This is a genomic window from Paenibacillus sp. V4I7 (genome assembly GCF_030817275.1).
GTDB lineage: Bacteria > Bacillota > Bacilli > Paenibacillales > NBRC-103111 > Paenibacillus_E.
Genome location: NZ_JAUSZD010000002.1, coordinates 4,003,596 through 4,019,167, shown reverse-complemented (window position 1 = coordinate 4,019,167; position 15,572 = coordinate 4,003,596). Strand labels below are relative to the sequence as shown.

The 15,572-nt window shown below is 45.9% G+C and carries 16 protein-coding genes; 15 read left to right on the top strand and 1 reads right to left on the bottom strand.

Annotated elements, in window-relative coordinates:
- The first annotated feature begins 52 nt into the window (after positions 1-52).
- From hemW to QFZ80_RS19695, 12 genes are all read left to right on the top strand, one after another.
- Positions 53-1,204 carry a radical SAM family heme chaperone HemW gene (hemW, locus tag QFZ80_RS19750; RefSeq protein ID WP_307554950.1) on the top strand — a complete coding sequence of 384 codons (1,152 nt, stop codon included), beginning with the start codon at positions 53-55 and terminating at the stop codon, positions 1,202-1,204.
- Between the two features lie 158 nt (positions 1,205-1,362).
- Positions 1,363-1,836, top strand: coding sequence for an N-acetyltransferase (locus tag QFZ80_RS19745; protein WP_235551025.1), 474 nt, complete (start codon positions 1,363-1,365; stop codon positions 1,834-1,836).
- A 111-nt stretch (positions 1,837-1,947) separates the two neighbouring features.
- The gene (gene hrcA, locus QFZ80_RS19740; protein WP_307554953.1) at positions 1,948-2,976 is read left to right on the top strand and encodes a heat-inducible transcriptional repressor HrcA; all 1,029 of its coding nucleotides are present in this window, start codon (positions 1,948-1,950) and stop codon (positions 2,974-2,976) included.
- Positions 2,973-4,514: a TCP-1/cpn60 chaperonin family protein gene (locus tag QFZ80_RS19735; RefSeq protein ID WP_307554955.1), complete on the top strand. Its 1,542-nt coding sequence runs from the start codon at positions 2,973-2,975 to the stop codon at positions 4,512-4,514. The genes hrcA and QFZ80_RS19735 overlap by 4 nt, the downstream gene beginning before the upstream one ends.
- A gap of 60 nt (positions 4,515-4,574) precedes the next feature.
- Complete coding sequence (grpE, locus tag QFZ80_RS19730) at positions 4,575-5,159, top strand: nucleotide exchange factor GrpE (protein WP_171643710.1); 585 nt, start codon at positions 4,575-4,577, stop codon at positions 5,157-5,159.
- A gap of 68 nt (positions 5,160-5,227) precedes the next feature.
- A complete protein-coding gene (gene dnaK, locus QFZ80_RS19725; RefSeq protein WP_307554958.1) occupies positions 5,228-7,066 on the top strand; it encodes a molecular chaperone DnaK in 1,839 nt (612 codons plus the stop codon).
- Between the two features lie 152 nt (positions 7,067-7,218).
- The gene (gene dnaJ, locus QFZ80_RS19720; protein WP_307554962.1) at positions 7,219-8,334 is read left to right on the top strand and encodes a molecular chaperone DnaJ; all 1,116 of its coding nucleotides are present in this window, start codon (positions 7,219-7,221) and stop codon (positions 8,332-8,334) included.
- A gap of 192 nt (positions 8,335-8,526) precedes the next feature.
- Complete coding sequence (locus QFZ80_RS19715; protein ID WP_307560610.1) at positions 8,527-10,200, top strand: PhoX family protein; 1,674 nt, start codon at positions 8,527-8,529, stop codon at positions 10,198-10,200.
- Positions 10,201-10,305: 105 nt separating this feature from the next.
- Complete coding sequence (gene tatA / locus QFZ80_RS19710) at positions 10,306-10,530, top strand: twin-arginine translocase TatA/TatE family subunit (RefSeq protein WP_307560608.1); 225 nt, start codon at positions 10,306-10,308, stop codon at positions 10,528-10,530.
- 3 nt (positions 10,531-10,533) lie between these two features.
- Positions 10,534-11,256 (top strand): twin-arginine translocase subunit TatC, encoded by a 723-nt coding sequence (tatC, locus tag QFZ80_RS19705; protein WP_373460126.1) that lies wholly within the window; start codon positions 10,534-10,536, stop codon positions 11,254-11,256.
- Between the two features lie 135 nt (positions 11,257-11,391).
- The gene (locus QFZ80_RS19700) at positions 11,392-11,541 is read left to right on the top strand and encodes a YfhD family protein (RefSeq protein WP_307554970.1); all 150 of its coding nucleotides are present in this window, start codon (positions 11,392-11,394) and stop codon (positions 11,539-11,541) included.
- Positions 11,541-11,912: a hypothetical protein gene (locus tag QFZ80_RS19695; RefSeq protein ID WP_307554972.1), complete on the top strand. Its 372-nt coding sequence runs from the start codon at positions 11,541-11,543 to the stop codon at positions 11,910-11,912. The genes QFZ80_RS19700 and QFZ80_RS19695 overlap by 1 nt, the downstream gene beginning before the upstream one ends.
- 70 nt (positions 11,913-11,982) lie before the next feature.
- On the opposite strand, the gene QFZ80_RS19690 is transcribed toward QFZ80_RS19695, so the two are convergent.
- Positions 11,983-12,789 carry a glycerophosphodiester phosphodiesterase gene (locus QFZ80_RS19690; protein WP_307554974.1) on the bottom strand — a complete coding sequence of 269 codons (807 nt, stop codon included), beginning with the start codon at positions 12,787-12,789 and terminating at the stop codon, positions 11,983-11,985.
- A gap of 247 nt (positions 12,790-13,036) precedes the next feature.
- Between QFZ80_RS19690 and prmA the strand changes: the two genes are divergently transcribed.
- From prmA to QFZ80_RS19675, 3 genes are all read left to right on the top strand, one after another.
- Positions 13,037-14,011 (top strand): 50S ribosomal protein L11 methyltransferase, encoded by a 975-nt coding sequence (gene prmA / locus QFZ80_RS19685; RefSeq protein WP_307554976.1) that lies wholly within the window; start codon positions 13,037-13,039, stop codon positions 14,009-14,011.
- A gap of 10 nt (positions 14,012-14,021) precedes the next feature.
- Positions 14,022-14,693 carry a site-2 protease family protein gene (locus QFZ80_RS19680; protein WP_307554978.1) on the top strand — a complete coding sequence of 224 codons (672 nt, stop codon included), beginning with the start codon at positions 14,022-14,024 and terminating at the stop codon, positions 14,691-14,693.
- Between the two features lie 108 nt (positions 14,694-14,801).
- On the top strand, positions 14,802-15,569 hold the full coding sequence (locus QFZ80_RS19675; protein ID WP_307554980.1) for a 16S rRNA (uracil(1498)-N(3))-methyltransferase: 768 nt from the start codon (positions 14,802-14,804) through the stop codon (positions 15,567-15,569).
- Positions 15,570-15,572 lie beyond the last annotated feature (3 nt).

The following is a 15,572-nucleotide window of genomic DNA, read 5'->3' as shown; positions in this document are numbered from 1 at the left end:
GGCAGAGTAACTCTGCCCCTTGGCTTTTTCTCAATAGAAAGGAAATACCCCTATGTTAGTAACCTATACGGCCCCAACCGCTGTGTATATTCATATCCCGTTTTGCACAAACAAATGCCATTATTGCGACTTCAACTCTTATGTCCTCAAAGGTCAGCCCGTTATGGAATATCTGGACGCGCTTGAGCGCGAGATGGAACTTACGGTTAGGAATAATCCGCCGATCAAGGTTGAAACGATTTTCGTAGGCGGAGGAACGCCAACGGTACTTCTTCCTGATCAGATGGAACGGTTTCTGGGCATGGTTCGTACGTATTTCCCGGCAGAAAGTAGGGAAGTCGAGTTTTCCATGGAAGCAAACCCAGGAACGACGGACGAAGATAAGCTGGCCGTGATGAAAGAAGGCGGCGTCAATCGGATTAGTTTCGGTGTGCAATCTTTCAATAATGATTTGCTTGCCGCGATTGGGCGCATTCATAATACAGATGATGTGCATAGAAGCATCGCGAATGCCAAAAAGCTAGGTTTCGATAACCTCTCCATTGACTTGATGTTCGGTCTTCCCAAACAAACTGTAGATATCATGCAGGCTACCTTAGATGAGGCTTTATCTCTGGATTTGCAGCATTACTCCATCTATAGCCTAAAAGTAGAAGAGAATACGTTGTTTCACACATTGTTCAACAAGAATCAACTGCCTCTTCCAAGTGAAGATGAAGAAGTCGATATGTACGAACTCATCATGAAGAGGTTAGAGACAGCGGGTTATAAGCAATATGAAATCAGCAACTTCGCTAAACCTGGTCGAGAGAGCAGACACAACTCAATGTACTGGCGTAATCGTTCCTACTATGGACTTGGCGCAGGGGCTCATGGGTATATGAATGGCCAGCGTCATGTGAACGTGAAGGGAATTCAACCTTATATCGATGCTGCCAAGGTAGGCCTGCCGATCATGGAACAATTTGAGGTAACGCGTCAGGAAGCTATGGAAGACTTCATGATGGTTGGATTGCGATTGCTGGAAGGTGTACGCAATGCGGATTTTATCGAACAATTCGGAACCACCATCGAATCCCAATTCGGGGAAACCTTGAATGGCTGGCTGCGAAAACAGCTGCTTGAACAAACGCCGGATGGGTATCGATTGTCCAAACATGGCATCCTGCTTGGCAACGAAGTCTTTGCTTCATTCCTTGCCTAGGCGAGTAACAGCGAGAGACCTGTTTTGATGCAAAAAACTCTTGTGCAAATATACGGTTTAATGTATATTTATACATGAATCCACAAGCGAATCAGCGGCAAAGCCGTAGTGGCGCTAGCGTGGGTTTTATGCATTTTGTTGCGATTGGTGGGATGACAGTGAATCTATCAACTACAGTGTCCGTTAGAAAAGCTTCGATAAGTGATATTGAGAAGCTGCATGATATTATACAAGGCTATGCCAAGCAGGGAATTATGCTGCCGCGGAGCAAAGAGATGCTGGAGGAACAGATCGACACTTTCGTTGTCGCTGAATCGGATGGCTTGCTGATAGGCTGCGGATCCCTCACACGGCTTGGGCCTGATCTTGTTGAGATTCGCTCACTCGGGATGACCCAAGGCTACAAGGGGCAAGGAATTGGCGGGAAACTTGTGAACTTCTTAGTTGAAGAGGCAAGGAGCCAAGGCATAATTAAAGTGATGGCGCTCACGTATGAAGTAGCTTTTTTTCAAAAAAACGGCTTTACCCTCGTGCCAAAAGAGATTTTCCCGGAGAAGGTTTGGAAAGATTGTATGCATTGCAAAAAACAGTATTGCTGCGACGAAATCGCCGTACTTAAACGTTTGGATTGACTTGACAACAGACCTTAGGGTCTGTTATTTTTGTATTAGGATTTAGCACTCACTAAATACGAGTGCTAACGAAAGTGGCAAATAGTGATTTGTGAAGAGGAGGGGTACCTTATGTTGACGGAGCGTCAGCGCATGATTTTAAGTGCAATCATTGATGATTATGTTCGTTCAGCAGAGCCAATTGGTTCGCGAAGTATTTCGAAGCGGGGCAATGTCGGATTCAGTCCGGCGACGATCCGTAACGAGATGTCTGATCTCGAAGAAATGGGTTATTTGGAGCAGCCCCATACGTCCGCAGGTCGTATACCCTCGCACAAAGGTTATCGCTATTATGTCGATCATTTGCTTGGGCATGGTACCTTGCATAATAACGATTTGAACTCCATGAAGGGTGCTTTTGCCGAACGTATTCAAGAGATGGAAGGTGTGATCCAGCATGTTGCGGGGATGCTCTCCAGTCTTACGAATTATACATCGATCGTGCTTGGCCCTGAGGTATTCAGTACAACGCTGAAACACTTACAGATTATCCCGCTTTCAGAAACGACAGCCGTTGCCATTATTGTTATGAATACGGGGCATGTGGAGAATAAAACAGTTTCCATTCCTGAAGGCATACGGATGTCTGATATTGAGAAGGTTGTTAATATTCTGAATGCAAAGCTTAAAAACGTACCGTTGATCGAATTTAAATCCAGGCTTTATAATGAAATTTCGAGCGAGTTAAGCAAGTATGTGAACGGGTATCAAGAGCTTCTTGCGGTTGTGGAAAGCGTGCTTCAAAGCAATGAGAAGGATCGCGTCTTCCTAAGCGGTATGACGAATATGTTGACCCAACCCGAGTTCAAGGATGTTGACAAGGTTAAGAGCATTTTTGATCTATTAGAAGAAGCACCTACCCTCATCAAACTGTTTACATCGTCAAATGAAGGCATTGAGATTAAAATTGGTGCTGAAAATAGTATTGAAGCTATCAATAATTGCAGCTTAATAACGGCTTCCTATTCGATTGGCGATAAGCCTCTTGGAACGATAGGAATTCTAGGTCCTACCCGTATGGAATATGGCAGGGTCATTAGCTTAATGGAGCATTTGTCGAAACATCTTGAAGTCGTTCTCGGGCGTTGGTATGGCAAATGAGCGGAATGAAAACAGTTCATAGCGAGGGAGAGGAACGTTACTCTACGCTGGTCAACAATGCTGCAGCCGTAAGAGCGATTTGTTCTGCGGTCGAGGGGACACTCGGACCCAAAGGTCTCGATACCATGTTAGTTGGTGGGCAGGGTGAAGTCATCATTACCAATGATGGTGTAACTATTTTGGAAAAAATGGACGTCACTCATCCTGCGGCTAGGTTGATGATTCAGGTCGCACGCAGCCAGCAGCGACAAATCGGCGACGGTACAACGACGGCAACGGTTCTTGCCGGAGCTTTGGTGCAAGAAGGTGTCGCTCAGGTGACGCGCGGCGTACCGGTCGCTAAGGTCGTTAGCGGCATGCTGCAAGGCATCGAGCTGGCGGTAAAAAGCTTACAAAGCCGAAGCCGCGCGATTGCCGGCTTAGGTGATAGTGCGCTGAAACGCATTGCTATCACGGCCGGTAGGGAGCAGGCGGACATCGCAAAGCTCATCGTTCAAGCCGCCGAAGCGGTCGGTGAGGCGAAGCTTCGCGAAGACGGCTACCGCTTCGCAGACAGCGTGCTCGCCCATGAAGAGGCGAGCAGTGAGGTATGGACCGGCATTTTGCTGAACCAGAAGCCGATGAACCTGCATCTGGAGCATGAGCTGCGCGATGCTCGAATTCTCGTGCTGCATGATGCTCTGGAGCCTGAGGCGGTCAGCGAAGAAGCGCTGGTCACCGAGGCAGGCTTCCAGCGCTACATGCAGCTGCGGGAGCAGTTCCGCAGCAGCCTAGGCTCGCTGCTGGAGCTTGGCGTCGGTCTGATCGCATCAGACCGCGGGGTCGACCCCGAGGCGGAGCAGTTCTGCTCCGACCATGGCATTATCGTGCTGCAGCGGCTGTCCCGCAGGGACATGCAGCTGCTGAGCGAGCACACCGGCGCTAGGCCGGTGCGGCGCACAGCGCTGCGCAAGAGCGCGCCGGAGCTTGGTGCCGCCCTCGGGCACGCGGGTTATGCCGCGTACGATGAGCGGCTAGAGCGCGTGCGCGTAGCGCGCGGTCACGGCGAGCAGCACGTGACCGTGATCGTCGGCGCCGCGACACGCGAAGCGGCGCACGAGCGCTCGCGCATCGCGAAGGACGCTGCCTCAGCCGTTCAAGCCGCCGTACGCGGCGGGTACTTGCCCGGAGGCGGCGCCGCGGAGATGGCGGTCGCCCATGATCTCGAGCGCGTCCGCGAGACGATGAAGGGCATGGAAGGCTTCGGTGTTGCCGCTGTCGCAGGGGCACTTCGCAAGCCGGTGGCCCAGATTGTCGTCAATGCGGGCTACAATCCGCTCGAGAAGGTTGAAGAGCTGAAAGCCGCGCAGATTGCGCTGGAAACCGACAGTCTCGGTATCGATTGCGATACGGGACAAGTAACTGACTTCTTAAAAGCAGGCATTGTGGATCCAGCTGATGTGAAAATTCACGCTCTGCAAGCGGCTGGAGAAGTTGCTGCCGCTGTGCTGCGTATTCATACGGTTATTAAGATGAAGCAGCCTTTTGAAGAGGCTTAAAGATGGGCAAACTGACGTCAGAGAGATTATGATGTATTATGTTTAGGAGGTGAAGGACAATTGAGTACTGGAGATAACAAAACAGCCGAGCAAGACGTGAACACTACATACGCAGCCGAAGGCGAGCAAGCCGCTGAACAACAAGAAGCGGTAGGCCAAGATTCGCAAGCGGAGGTTTCTGAGGAAACCAAAGAAGTTAGCGAGTTGGAAACGGCGCGTGTGCAAGCAGAAGAAAACTATCAGCGTTTATTACGCGTTCAAGCGGACTTCGACAACTTCCGCCGCCGCGCTAGAGCGGAGAAGGAAGATTTCGCGAAATACGCTTCGCTAAAATTGATTGAACAGCTTTTACCGATTGTAGATAACTTTGATCGCGCGCTGTCTTCAAGCAAGGAGACGAAGGATTTCGACGCATTGGTGAAAGGCTTGGATATGACGTACCGCGGCATCGATCAACTGCTAACCGCAGAAGGGCTTAAACCGATCGATTCCGTAGGTCAACCGTTCAATCCGGAATTCCACCAAGCGGTTATGCAGGTTGAATCCGAAGAACACGAAGAAGGTATCGTGGTAGAAGAACTGCAAAAAGGCTATATCCTCAAAGATAAAGTCATCCGACCTGCCATGGTCAAAGTTAGCGTGTAAGAGATCTTATTTTTCTCAACATTCAAATAAACGAAATGTTCCATAGGAGCAAAAGGAGGCAGCTTTACATGAGTAAAGTAATTGGTATTGACTTAGGTACAACAAATTCTTGCGTTGCCGTAATGGAAGGCGGCGAAGCCGTCGTAATTCCTAACCCGGAGGGTAACCGTACAACCCCTTCCGTTGTTGGTTTCAAGAAAGATGGCGAGCGTGTAGTTGGTGAAACAGCAAAGCGTCAAGCAATCACAAACCCAGACAAAACAATTAGCTCCATCAAGCGTCACATCGGTACTAACCACAAAGAAAACATCGATGGCAAAGATTACACACCACAAGAAATCTCAGCTATTATTCTGCAAAAGCTGAAAGCTGATGCTGAAGCTTACCTTGGTCAAACCGTAACGCAAGCTGTTATTACGGTTCCTGCTTATTTCAATGACAGCCAACGTCAAGCAACAAAAGATGCTGGTAAAATTGCTGGTCTTGAAGTTCTTCGTATCGTCAATGAACCAACTGCAGCAGCACTAGCTTACGGTTTGGAAAAAACAGAAGATCAAACGATTCTCGTTTATGACCTTGGTGGTGGTACATTTGACGTATCCATCCTTGAATTAGGCGATGGTTTCTTTGAAGTTAAAGCAACAAGTGGAGACAACAAGCTTGGCGGCGACGACTTCGACCAAGTCATCATCGATTATCTCGTAGCTGAATTCAAAAAAGAGCAAGGCATAGATCTTTCCAAAGATAAAGCAGCGGTACAACGTTTGAAAGATGCAGCTGAAAAAGCGAAAAAAGAGCTTTCCGGCGTACTGACAACAACCGTTTCCTTGCCGTTCATTACAGTAGCTGACGGGGTTCCTCAGCATTTGGAGTTGAACCTAACTCGTGCGAAGTTCGAAGAGCTTTCCGCTAGTCTTGTTGAAAGAACACTTGGACCAACTCGTCAAGCACTGCAGGATTCCGGTTTGTCCACAAGCCAAATCGATAAAGTTGTTCTTGTTGGTGGATCCACACGTATCCCAGCGGTTGTTGAAGCGATCAAGAAATTAACTGGTAAAGAGCCTCACAAAGGCGTTAACCCAGATGAAGTTGTTGCCCTTGGTGCAGCTGTTCAAGCTGGTGTATTGACAGGTGAAGTGAAAGACGTCGTTCTTCTTGACGTAACACCACTTTCCCTTGGTATCGAAACAGCTGGCGGTGTGTTCACGAAAATGATCGACCGCAACACAACAATCCCTACAACGAAATCACAAGTGTACTCCACTTATGCAGATAACCAAACTAGCGTTGAGATTCACGTGCTTCAAGGTGAGCGTTCGATGGCTAGCGGGAACAAAACACTAGGCCGTTTCATGCTTGGTGATATTCCTCCAGCTCCACGTGGCGTTCCGCAAATCGAAGTTAGCTTCGATATCGATGCGAACGGTATCGTTAACGTGTCTGCACTTGACAAAGGAACTGGCAAAAGCCAAAAAATCACGATCACTTCTTCCAGCGGCTTAAGCGATGCAGAAGTTGAACAAATGGTGAAAGATGCGGAAGCTCATGCTGAGGAAGACCGTATCCGTAAAGAGCTTGTAGAAGCTCGTAACGAAGCGGATCAACTCGTATATTCCGTTGACAAAACGATCAAAGATCTTGGAGATAAAGTAGACCAAGGCGAGATCGACAAAGCGAACGCTGCAAAAGAGAAAGTGACAGCTGCTCTAGCTGGTAACGAACTCGAAGCGATCAAAAAAGCAACAGAAGAGTTGACAGAAGTCATTCAACAACTTTCCGTGAAGCTGTATGAGCAAGCTGCTCAGTCACAAGGTGCTGAAGGCGAAGCTGGTGCTGGCGAAGCCCCTAAAGGCAGAGAGAATGTTGTCGACGCAGATTACGAAGTTGTTGACGAACCCAAAAAATAATCATATCCTAACTAAAGATGAAGTTTAAAAAGTTGACTTTGAAAGCCATTTTTTAAACACTTATTTGAATGAAAACGTATGAGTCAAAGCCAACAGGAGTCTCTCCGTGGCTTTGACTTTCCGTTTGTAGTCTTGAACATGGGAGTGGAACAATGAGTAAACGTGATTATTATGAGGTGCTTGGGCTAGGCAAAGATGCATCGCAAGATGATATCAAGAAGGCTTACCGTAAAATGGCTCGTCAGTATCACCCTGACGTGAACAAAGCCGCAGATGCGGAAGATAAATTCAAAGAAGCGAAAGACGCTTATGATGTTTTGAGCGATGATCAGAAAAAAGCCCAATATGATCGCTTTGGTCATGTAGATCCTAACCAAGGTATGGGCGGCCAAGACTTCAGTGGCGGCTTCGGGGATATTTTTGATATGTTCTTCGGTGGTGGCGGCGGTGGAAACCGTCGTAACCCCAATGCTCCACAACGCGGGAATGATTTGCAATACACGATGACGATTGAGTTCAAAGAAGCGATTTTCGGGAAAGAAACCGATATCCATATTCCTCGAACTGAAAATTGTGATACGTGTAACGGATCCGGTGCTAAGCCAGGTACGAAGCCGGAAACTTGCGGCGGTTGTCATGGCAGCGGGCAGCAGGAAGTCGTACAGAATACAGCTTTTGGACGTATTGTTAACCGTCGTGTATGTACGGTTTGTAATGGCCAAGGGAAGATCATCAAAGATAAATGCGGAACGTGTCATGGCGCTGGTAAGGTAAAAAAACAGCGTACCATCCACATCAAGATTCCTGCTGGTGTTGATGATGGCGCGCAGCTTCGTGTATCCGGCGAAGGTGAAGGCGGAACTCGCGGGGGCCCTGCAGGCGACCTTTACGTCGTTATTCGTGTGAAAACACATGAATTCTTCGAACGTGAAGGCAATGATGTCTATTGTGAAGTTCCATTAACCTTCATGCAGGCAGCGTTAGGTGATGAGATCGAGATTCCAACACTCACTGAGAAAGTTAAGCTCAAAATTCCTGCTGGTACGCAAACCGATACGTATTTCCGCTTAAAAGGTAAAGGGGTTCCTCACCTTCGCGGCTTCGGTCAAGGTGATCAACATGTGAAAGTGATTGTGATGACGCCAACGAATTTGAGTGAAGAACAAAAGGATTTGCTCCGTCAATTTGGTAAACAAAGCGGCGAAAATACTTCCGAGCAAAATCAATCGATATTTGAACGTATGAAGAGAGCCTTCTTAGGCGATTAATACCCTTCGAGAAGAATGAAACATCCCACGGAGCTTTCACAGAGATTAATCTGTTGAAGGTTTCATATGGGGTGTTTTTTTATTTATTCTTTCATTTACAAAACATTTAAATGAGCAAAACACTGTGTTGATGTTCACAAGTTAAGCTTGTCTTAGAAGTCTAATAACTTTCTAAGGGAGTTGTACATATCAATGGAAAAAAATATTGACCGCCGTACGTTCTTATCTTACATAGGTACCGGAGCTGCCGCATTAGCCGCAGCATCCGCAGGATTAGGCACACTCGAAGGCAAAGCATCCGCTATGTCGCCAACTGCAGACCACTTGTTCGGTTTCGGGACCAACAAAGTAAGCGGTTATTTCGAACCGATCGAGGCTTCCAAAGAAGATGAACTTATTTTACCTAGAGGTTTCAAATACGACGTTGTTGCAGCTTTTGATGATGTGATTAACAGCGCAGGTGAAAAATTTGGCCAAGCTGCTGATTATAATGCCTTTTTCCCAATCGATGGATCCAACACACGCGGATTGTTGGCTACAAATCATGAATACTCATTAATTTTCTCCATAGGACCAGTGAAAGACGGCAAATTAACGAAAGAACAAATTGAAAAAGATCTTTATTATCAAGGGATGTCTGTCATTGAAGTGTTCTTAGATGAAACAGGAACTTGGAAGATGGATACGACATCAAAATATGCTCGTCGAATCAATGGTTTTACAAAATTTGAGCTTACAGGCCCTGCCAAAGGGATTGCAGCATTAAATGGCGCAACGACAGTTCAAGGGACTTTTGCTAACTGTTCCGGTGGTGTGACTTTGTGGAATACGGTTTTGTCTTGTGAAGAAAACTTCACGGATACTGCTGAAACCGCTGGTTTACCGCAAACTCACTATGGTTGGGTTATCGAAGTGGATCCTTTCGACGGTACGTTCTTGAAGAAACATACAGCATTAGGTAGATTCAACCATGAAAACACTGCTATGGGAATTGCCAAAGACGGACGTGTGGTTGTGTACATGGGAGATGACAAGAAAGACGCTTGTGTGTACAAGTTCGTTTCCAAACATAAGTATGAGCCATCATTGGGTCGCGGTAACTCCGCTTTGTTATCCGAAGGTACCTTATATGTGGCTAACCTGAAATCAGGTAAATGGGTTCCAGTGACGATCGAGGCTGTTACGAAAGCATTAGACAATGAAAAGTTCAAAAATCCAGCTGGTGTGAGCGGCAAAAGAGAAGAGCTGCAAAAGAAATTCCAAACGCAAGGTGATATTGTTACTTACTGTCATGAGGCTGCTCTTATTCTTGGAGGTACACCAACAGACCGTCCGGAAGATATCGAGATCTCACCTTTCGATAACACGGTATTTATCTGCCATACAAACAATGATACCCACGGTAATATCCATGGTCATATCACTCGCATTTTCGAATTGGATAATGACCTTGGCGCAACTGAGTTTGATTTCGAAATCTTCGCTGCTGGAGGTCGTCAATCCGGATTCAGTTCCCCTGACAATCTAGCATTTGATTCAAACGGGAATTTATGGGTTGTGACAGACATTTCCACTAGCAGCCATAACAAAGGTGTTTACAAATCATTTATGAATAATGGATTATTCGTAATTCCAACCATAGGTCAAGGCAAAGGTGTTGCCATGCAGTTTGCCTCAGCGCCTAAGGAAAGTGAATTAACAGGCCCATTCTTTACGCCGAATGAACAAACGCTGTTCCTTTCCATTCAGCATCCAGGTGAATTGACTACTGATTTGGCAAAGCCTACAGGCATGTGGCCGCACCGTAAAGGTGACACGATTCCTCGTTGCGGCGTAGTTGCAATCAGCGGATTCAAGCTAGGCTAATACCTGCTTCGGTAAGCAGTCCATTAACGAAATTGTAAATTCCCCACTGCATAGTGGGGATCTTCATCTAATCAGAACTTATTTCATTCAAAGGGGATACTTCAAATGCCATTCGGAAATATCGGTGTAGGCGGACTAATTATTATTCTGGTTATTGCTCTTATTGTTTTTGGACCTTCCAAATTACCTGAACTAGGACGTGCTTTCGGTCGTACACTAAGTGAATTTAAGAACGGTACTCGCGAGCTGTTAAACGGGGATAAGGATGAAATTGAAGAACCGAAGAAAGTAGAAGATTTGAAGCCGCATGTAGCTGCTGACAAAAATTAAACAATGTCAATCGCGGTGACCACTTCCAAAAAGCAAGAATCCGTTGTCCTACATTTAGAGGAAATGCGCAAAAGAATTATTATTACACTTATCGCCTTTTTTATTTCGTTTTGCGTCGCTTTTGTTTTTGTTCAAGACGTATATCGTTGGCTAGTACGTGATGTGGAAGGTAAGCTTACGATACTCGCTCCGTCTGATGTCATCTGGGTATATTTCATGCTTAGCGGTGTTTTGGCTATAGCTGTTACGATGCCAATTTTGGCTTGGCAAGCTTGGCTCTTTGTAAAGCCTGCACTTCGAGCTCACGAATATAAGGCGACTCTAGCTTTTATACCAGCTTTGGCTTTGCTATTTATAATCGGGGTTAGTTTCGGTTATTTTATCATCTATCCGATGGTTTATTCCTTTTTGGAAGGGATGGCAGGAAACTTCGATACGATGTATACGGCGGAGAAATATTTTACATTCATGGTGAATATGACAGTACCTTTTGGTGTTTTATTTGAAATGCCGGTAGTTGTCATGTTCCTAACACAAATAGGTGTGCTTTCTCCGAAAAGAATGGCTAAAATGCGCAAACTTGCTTATTTTCTGCTGGCGGTAACCGCTGTAACCATAACGCCACCTGATATCATCTCGGACATCCTAGTCATCATTCCCTTATTCTTGTTGTATGAAATCAGCGTGACTCTCTCCAAACTGATTTATAAAAGGCAACAAAATTAAATGAGATGTCCGTTTGTGTAAAGAAGATGACCGTCTGCGAGAGAGACGGTCATCTTCTTTTTGTGGCATAAAAAAACCATCCTTTGGCACAATAAAAAATGGATGTTAATTTAACGGTTTCTAGGAGGTTCAAAGATGAGTCAGAAACATAATCAGGAAGAGCAGAATAAATTACCTGTAACCAAAAATGAGGATGTCGAATTCGCCGCTGAGGTTGCTGATGCCGATGATTTCGAGGCGGCTGAGAGAGCGCAAGCAGCTGATTACAGACAGGAAGAACAGTAATGGCAGAGAAAAGTATTCTCGCCTATTTTCATTCGCCGGAGCAAGCAGAGGGAGCAGCTTCTAAGCTGAAAGCACTGCGTGCTATTGACGTTCAGGTAGATCGATTTGGCAGATATGCAGGCAGTGGTTTGCAATCCGCGATGAATCCCTATGCGGGGGACTTCGGAAGCTTGGGTACGTTAACTCAGGCTGCAGATGTTTCTACACCTGATGAAGGGATCCTGATTGCGGCAGACCCAGCAGCAAGCGGTTTAAGCGACGGAGGGGGTGGCGGTGTAACGGGAATTGACATTATACTGGCTGCCGTCATCGACGATGCCGTGTATGATCAGGCAGTACGTGTTATTGAAAGCGCAGGCGGAACTATGTAATCTCAAAAAAGCATCTGATCAAAAGGCAAAAGCCTGATTGATCAGATGCTTTTATTATATAAGAAAGTGCTTACTGCCCACTCATGACTTGAACAAGTTGGTCTGGATGGTCCGTAATAATACTGGATACACCGAGTGCAAGCATTTGCTTCATGATTGTCGGTTGATTGACCGTCCATACATAGACTTCCTTCTGATGTGCCTCGGCAAGCTTCATGAATGATTCAGTTACGAGGGGATAGGCTGCAGAAATAACATCGAAATCAGAACTCTGCATGATGGCGACAATGTTTTCCGTTTTTTGCCCCACAATAAGGCCGGTCTTGATCTGGGGATTAAGCTTTTTCACAGTATAAAGCAACTTGGCATCAAATGATGTCACCGTGCATTCCTTCTCAAAGCTGTGTGCTTGGATAAGGTCTACTGTTTTTTCAGCGAGCAGCATACCGTGCCCGTTATTTTTCATTTCTATATTCAGCTTTATATGACCTTTGGCTAATCCTATGACTTCATCCAGCGTGGGCACAAGCTCATTTTGAAATTTCGGGCTAAACCAGCTGCCTGCGCTTGCCTCTTTTAGCTCCGAGGAGGTGATTTCCCACATGTTTTTATTAATTCCTGTTGTGCGGATGGCCTTATTATCGTGCATAACCATGACGACTCCGTCGGCTGTCTCTTGGACATCCAGCTCAGCAATGCCTGCTCGATCGATGATGGCTTGACGAAAGGAAGAGAGCGTATTCTCGGGTGTGACAGCGGAACTGCCGCGATGAGCCGTAACTTGGCTATAGTTATCCGCAAGCATGGTTGGTGTCGTGAAAGGTGCTGACATCGCTACACCAACGAAAACAAGTGAGATGAATAGTGTTTTGTACATGTGATGACTCCATTCTAATGATGAATAATAGCAAGAGAGACGATTAAGCATTGCTCACTTTTTCAATGTAACATGAAGGTATTAGGAAGTTGTTAGGATGCAAAATATTTTTAAAGCGCTTACAAATTATGCGCCATTTTACCCAAGAAGCGAAGTGTAGTACAATAATCAGTGTGAAAATAGCCCAAATAACCGTTTTAGGGCTTGGTTTATTTGTAAGTGATAACCGACAGGAGGAGCAATACCGATGCTTTGGCAGGAATTAACTGTACATACGACAGAAGAAGCAATAGAAATGATTACGAACTTTGTTCATGAACTGGGCGCCGGTGGCGTTTCCATTGAAGAATCAGGAACCTTAAACAAAGAGAGAGACACCTCGTTTGGTCAATTGTACGAAACACCTTTTAACGATATCCCAGAGGGAAGAGCCGTCATTAAAGGCTACTTCTACCATGGCACAGATATGGAGCCCATCATGGCTAACCTGAAAGAATCTGTTGAGCAGCTTAAAGAGTTCGATATCGATACTGGAAATCCTACATTTGAATTAATAGAAGTAGACGATGAGGATTGGGCGCATGCCTGGAAGCAGTATTTTAAACCTATTCGTGTGTCTGACCGTTTGACGATTAAACCAACATGGGAAGAGTATACAGCTTCGCCTGATGAATTAATCTTGGAGCTTGACCCTGGGATGGCTTTCGGAACAGGTACGCATGCGACAACGTCTCTTTGTTTGAAAACATTGGAGAAGGTACTCCAGCCAGGTGACGACGTCATTGATGTGGGAACTGGATCTGGTATTCTTTCGATTGCAGCTGCGAAGCTAGGCGCGAAGCATGTGCTCGCTGTTGACTTGGATCCAGTAGCTGTAACGAGTGCGCTTGATAATACAAAACAAAATCAGCTCGAAGATAAGATTACTGTCAAACTTAGTGATTTACTCGGAGTACTGAAAGAAAGCGAGACCGAAGACGCTGCGCAGCTGGGTGTTTCGATTCCTGTACAGCTAGTTGTCGCGAATATTTTGGCAGAAGTCATTGTTCTCTTCGTTGATGAAGTGTATGAAGTCTTGCAGCAAGGTGGTTACTATATCACCTCGGGGATTATTACAAACAAAGAAGCAGATGTAGAAAAAGCACTAATTGCAGCCAAATTTACGATCGTAGAGAAAAACTATGATTCGAATTGGGTCGTGATTGTAGCTAGAAAGCTGTAGGTGTCCATACATGGGAGGATTACTGTTTTATGACTGGAGTACATTGCCGTTTGTTATTCTAGTCCTCGTTCTTTCTTTTACCATTCATGAATTTGCTCATGCGTATAGCGCCTATAAATTGGGAGATTCTACGGCTTATCAGTTCGGCAGAGTTTCCTTAAACCCGATGGTCCATCTGGACTTGTTCGGTACAATTATGCTCTTGATTGCTGGTTTTGGTTGGGCGAAGCCTGTACCTGTGAATCGTGGCAATTTCAAAAGACCACGCTTGATGGGGATTATTGTGACCGCAGCGGGGCCGCTGAGTAACTTGATTCTGGCCATTATCACGATATTTGTTGCTCTTTTATTCCAGAAATATGGTTGGTTGGAAGGAGTTTCCAAAGGTAGTAAAGACGCAATTGTTCTTTTTTTACAATTGATGTTGAGCATTAATATAACCTTGTTCCTGTTCAATTTAATTCCGATTCCGCCATTAGATGGTTATCGAATTATTCAAGATCTAGTGGATCTGAGATACACGGAATCGCTGCAAAAGTTTGAACAATGGGCATCCGTTATTTTCCTGCTTGTTGTATTCGTAAGGCCATTACGTCAAGTAACGCTGGATCCTTACTTAAGCTTGGGGTCTGACATCATTAGCTTTTTCTCGAAACCCATTGCTTGGATCTTGGGGATGTAACGATTCCAAATTCAACCCATTGTAGATTTCCATGATCAAAAAAGGTATGATGGTGAGTGGAAGTTTCATATCAATATCGAAATGAACGAAGATAGAGAGGCTTTGACTATGCAGCGTTATTTTCTCCCGCTTGAGCAGTTTCACGAGGCTACACAGACAGTCACCATAGAGGGAGACGACGCACATCATCTGATTCGAGTCATGCGAGCAGATATTGGAGACAAAATTATTTGCAGTAATGGCGTAGACCGTGAAGTGCTCGCTCGTATTTCGGAACTGGATAAAGGACGTGTGACCGCGGAAATCGTGGAAGAGCTGCCTATGGATGCTGAAGCGGCTGTTCGGGTGTGGATTGCACAGAGCTTGCCCAAAGGCGATAAGATGGAACTCATTATTCAAAAAGGGACCGAGATCGGGGCAGCCCGGTTTCTTCCTTTTTTATCAGAACGCACGATTGTGCAGTACGATACAAAGAAAGAAGCAAAACGCACCGAACGTTGGCAGAAGATTGCCAAGGAAGCGGCGGAGCAAGCACACCGAAATCGTGTGCCGCAAGTAGATTCTGTTTATTCTTGGAAGCAGCTGCTGCAGCGTGCGAAGGAAGCGGATGTCGCTTGGATTTGTTATGAGAAGGAAGATGGTCAGCAATTAAAGCCTGCTATTCAGGAAGCGCAAGCTGAAGGTAAATTGGGACCAGGGAAACAAGTACTGATTGCGGTTGGCCCTGAAGGTGGTTTTACGGAACAGGAAATTAAGCAGGCTGAAGAGGCTGGCTTCGCTTCCGTGTCGCTGGGTGCACGCATTTTACGCACGGAGACTGCCGCAATGGTAGGTCTTACATGTCTTTTCTATGAAACCGGAGAGATGGGAGGATAAGCG

Excerpts from the sequence above, each read along its gene's own strand:
- QFZ80_RS19700 (WP_307554970.1), top strand. The coding sequence starts at position 11,392 with ATGAGTCAGAAACATAATCAGGAAGAGCAGAATAAATTACCTGTAACC.
- QFZ80_RS19675 (WP_307554980.1), top strand. The coding sequence starts at position 14,802 with ATGCAGCGTTATTTTCTCCCGCTTGAGCAGTTTCACGAGGCTACACAG.
- hemW (WP_307554950.1), top strand. The coding sequence starts at position 53 with ATGTTAGTAACCTATACGGCCCCAACCGCTGTGTATATTCATATCCCG.
- hrcA (WP_307554953.1), top strand. The coding sequence starts at position 1,948 with ATGTTGACGGAGCGTCAGCGCATGATTTTAAGTGCAATCATTGATGAT.
- QFZ80_RS19735 (WP_307554955.1), top strand. The coding sequence starts at position 2,973 with ATGAGCGGAATGAAAACAGTTCATAGCGAGGGAGAGGAACGTTACTCT.
- tatC (WP_373460126.1), top strand. The coding sequence starts at position 10,534 with ATGTCAATCGCGGTGACCACTTCCAAAAAGCAAGAATCCGTTGTCCTA.
- QFZ80_RS19715 (WP_307560610.1), top strand. The coding sequence starts at position 8,527 with ATGGAAAAAAATATTGACCGCCGTACGTTCTTATCTTACATAGGTACC.
- QFZ80_RS19690 (WP_307554974.1), bottom strand. The coding sequence starts at position 12,789 with ATGTACAAAACACTATTCATCTCACTTGTTTTCGTTGGTGTAGCGATG.
- dnaK (WP_307554958.1), top strand. The coding sequence starts at position 5,228 with ATGAGTAAAGTAATTGGTATTGACTTAGGTACAACAAATTCTTGCGTT.
- dnaJ (WP_307554962.1), top strand. The coding sequence starts at position 7,219 with ATGAGTAAACGTGATTATTATGAGGTGCTTGGGCTAGGCAAAGATGCA.
- prmA (WP_307554976.1), top strand. The coding sequence starts at position 13,037 with ATGCTTTGGCAGGAATTAACTGTACATACGACAGAAGAAGCAATAGAA.
- QFZ80_RS19680 (WP_307554978.1), top strand. The coding sequence starts at position 14,022 with ATGGGAGGATTACTGTTTTATGACTGGAGTACATTGCCGTTTGTTATT.
- tatA (WP_307560608.1), top strand. The coding sequence starts at position 10,306 with ATGCCATTCGGAAATATCGGTGTAGGCGGACTAATTATTATTCTGGTT.
- QFZ80_RS19695 (WP_307554972.1), top strand. The coding sequence starts at position 11,541 with ATGGCAGAGAAAAGTATTCTCGCCTATTTTCATTCGCCGGAGCAAGCA.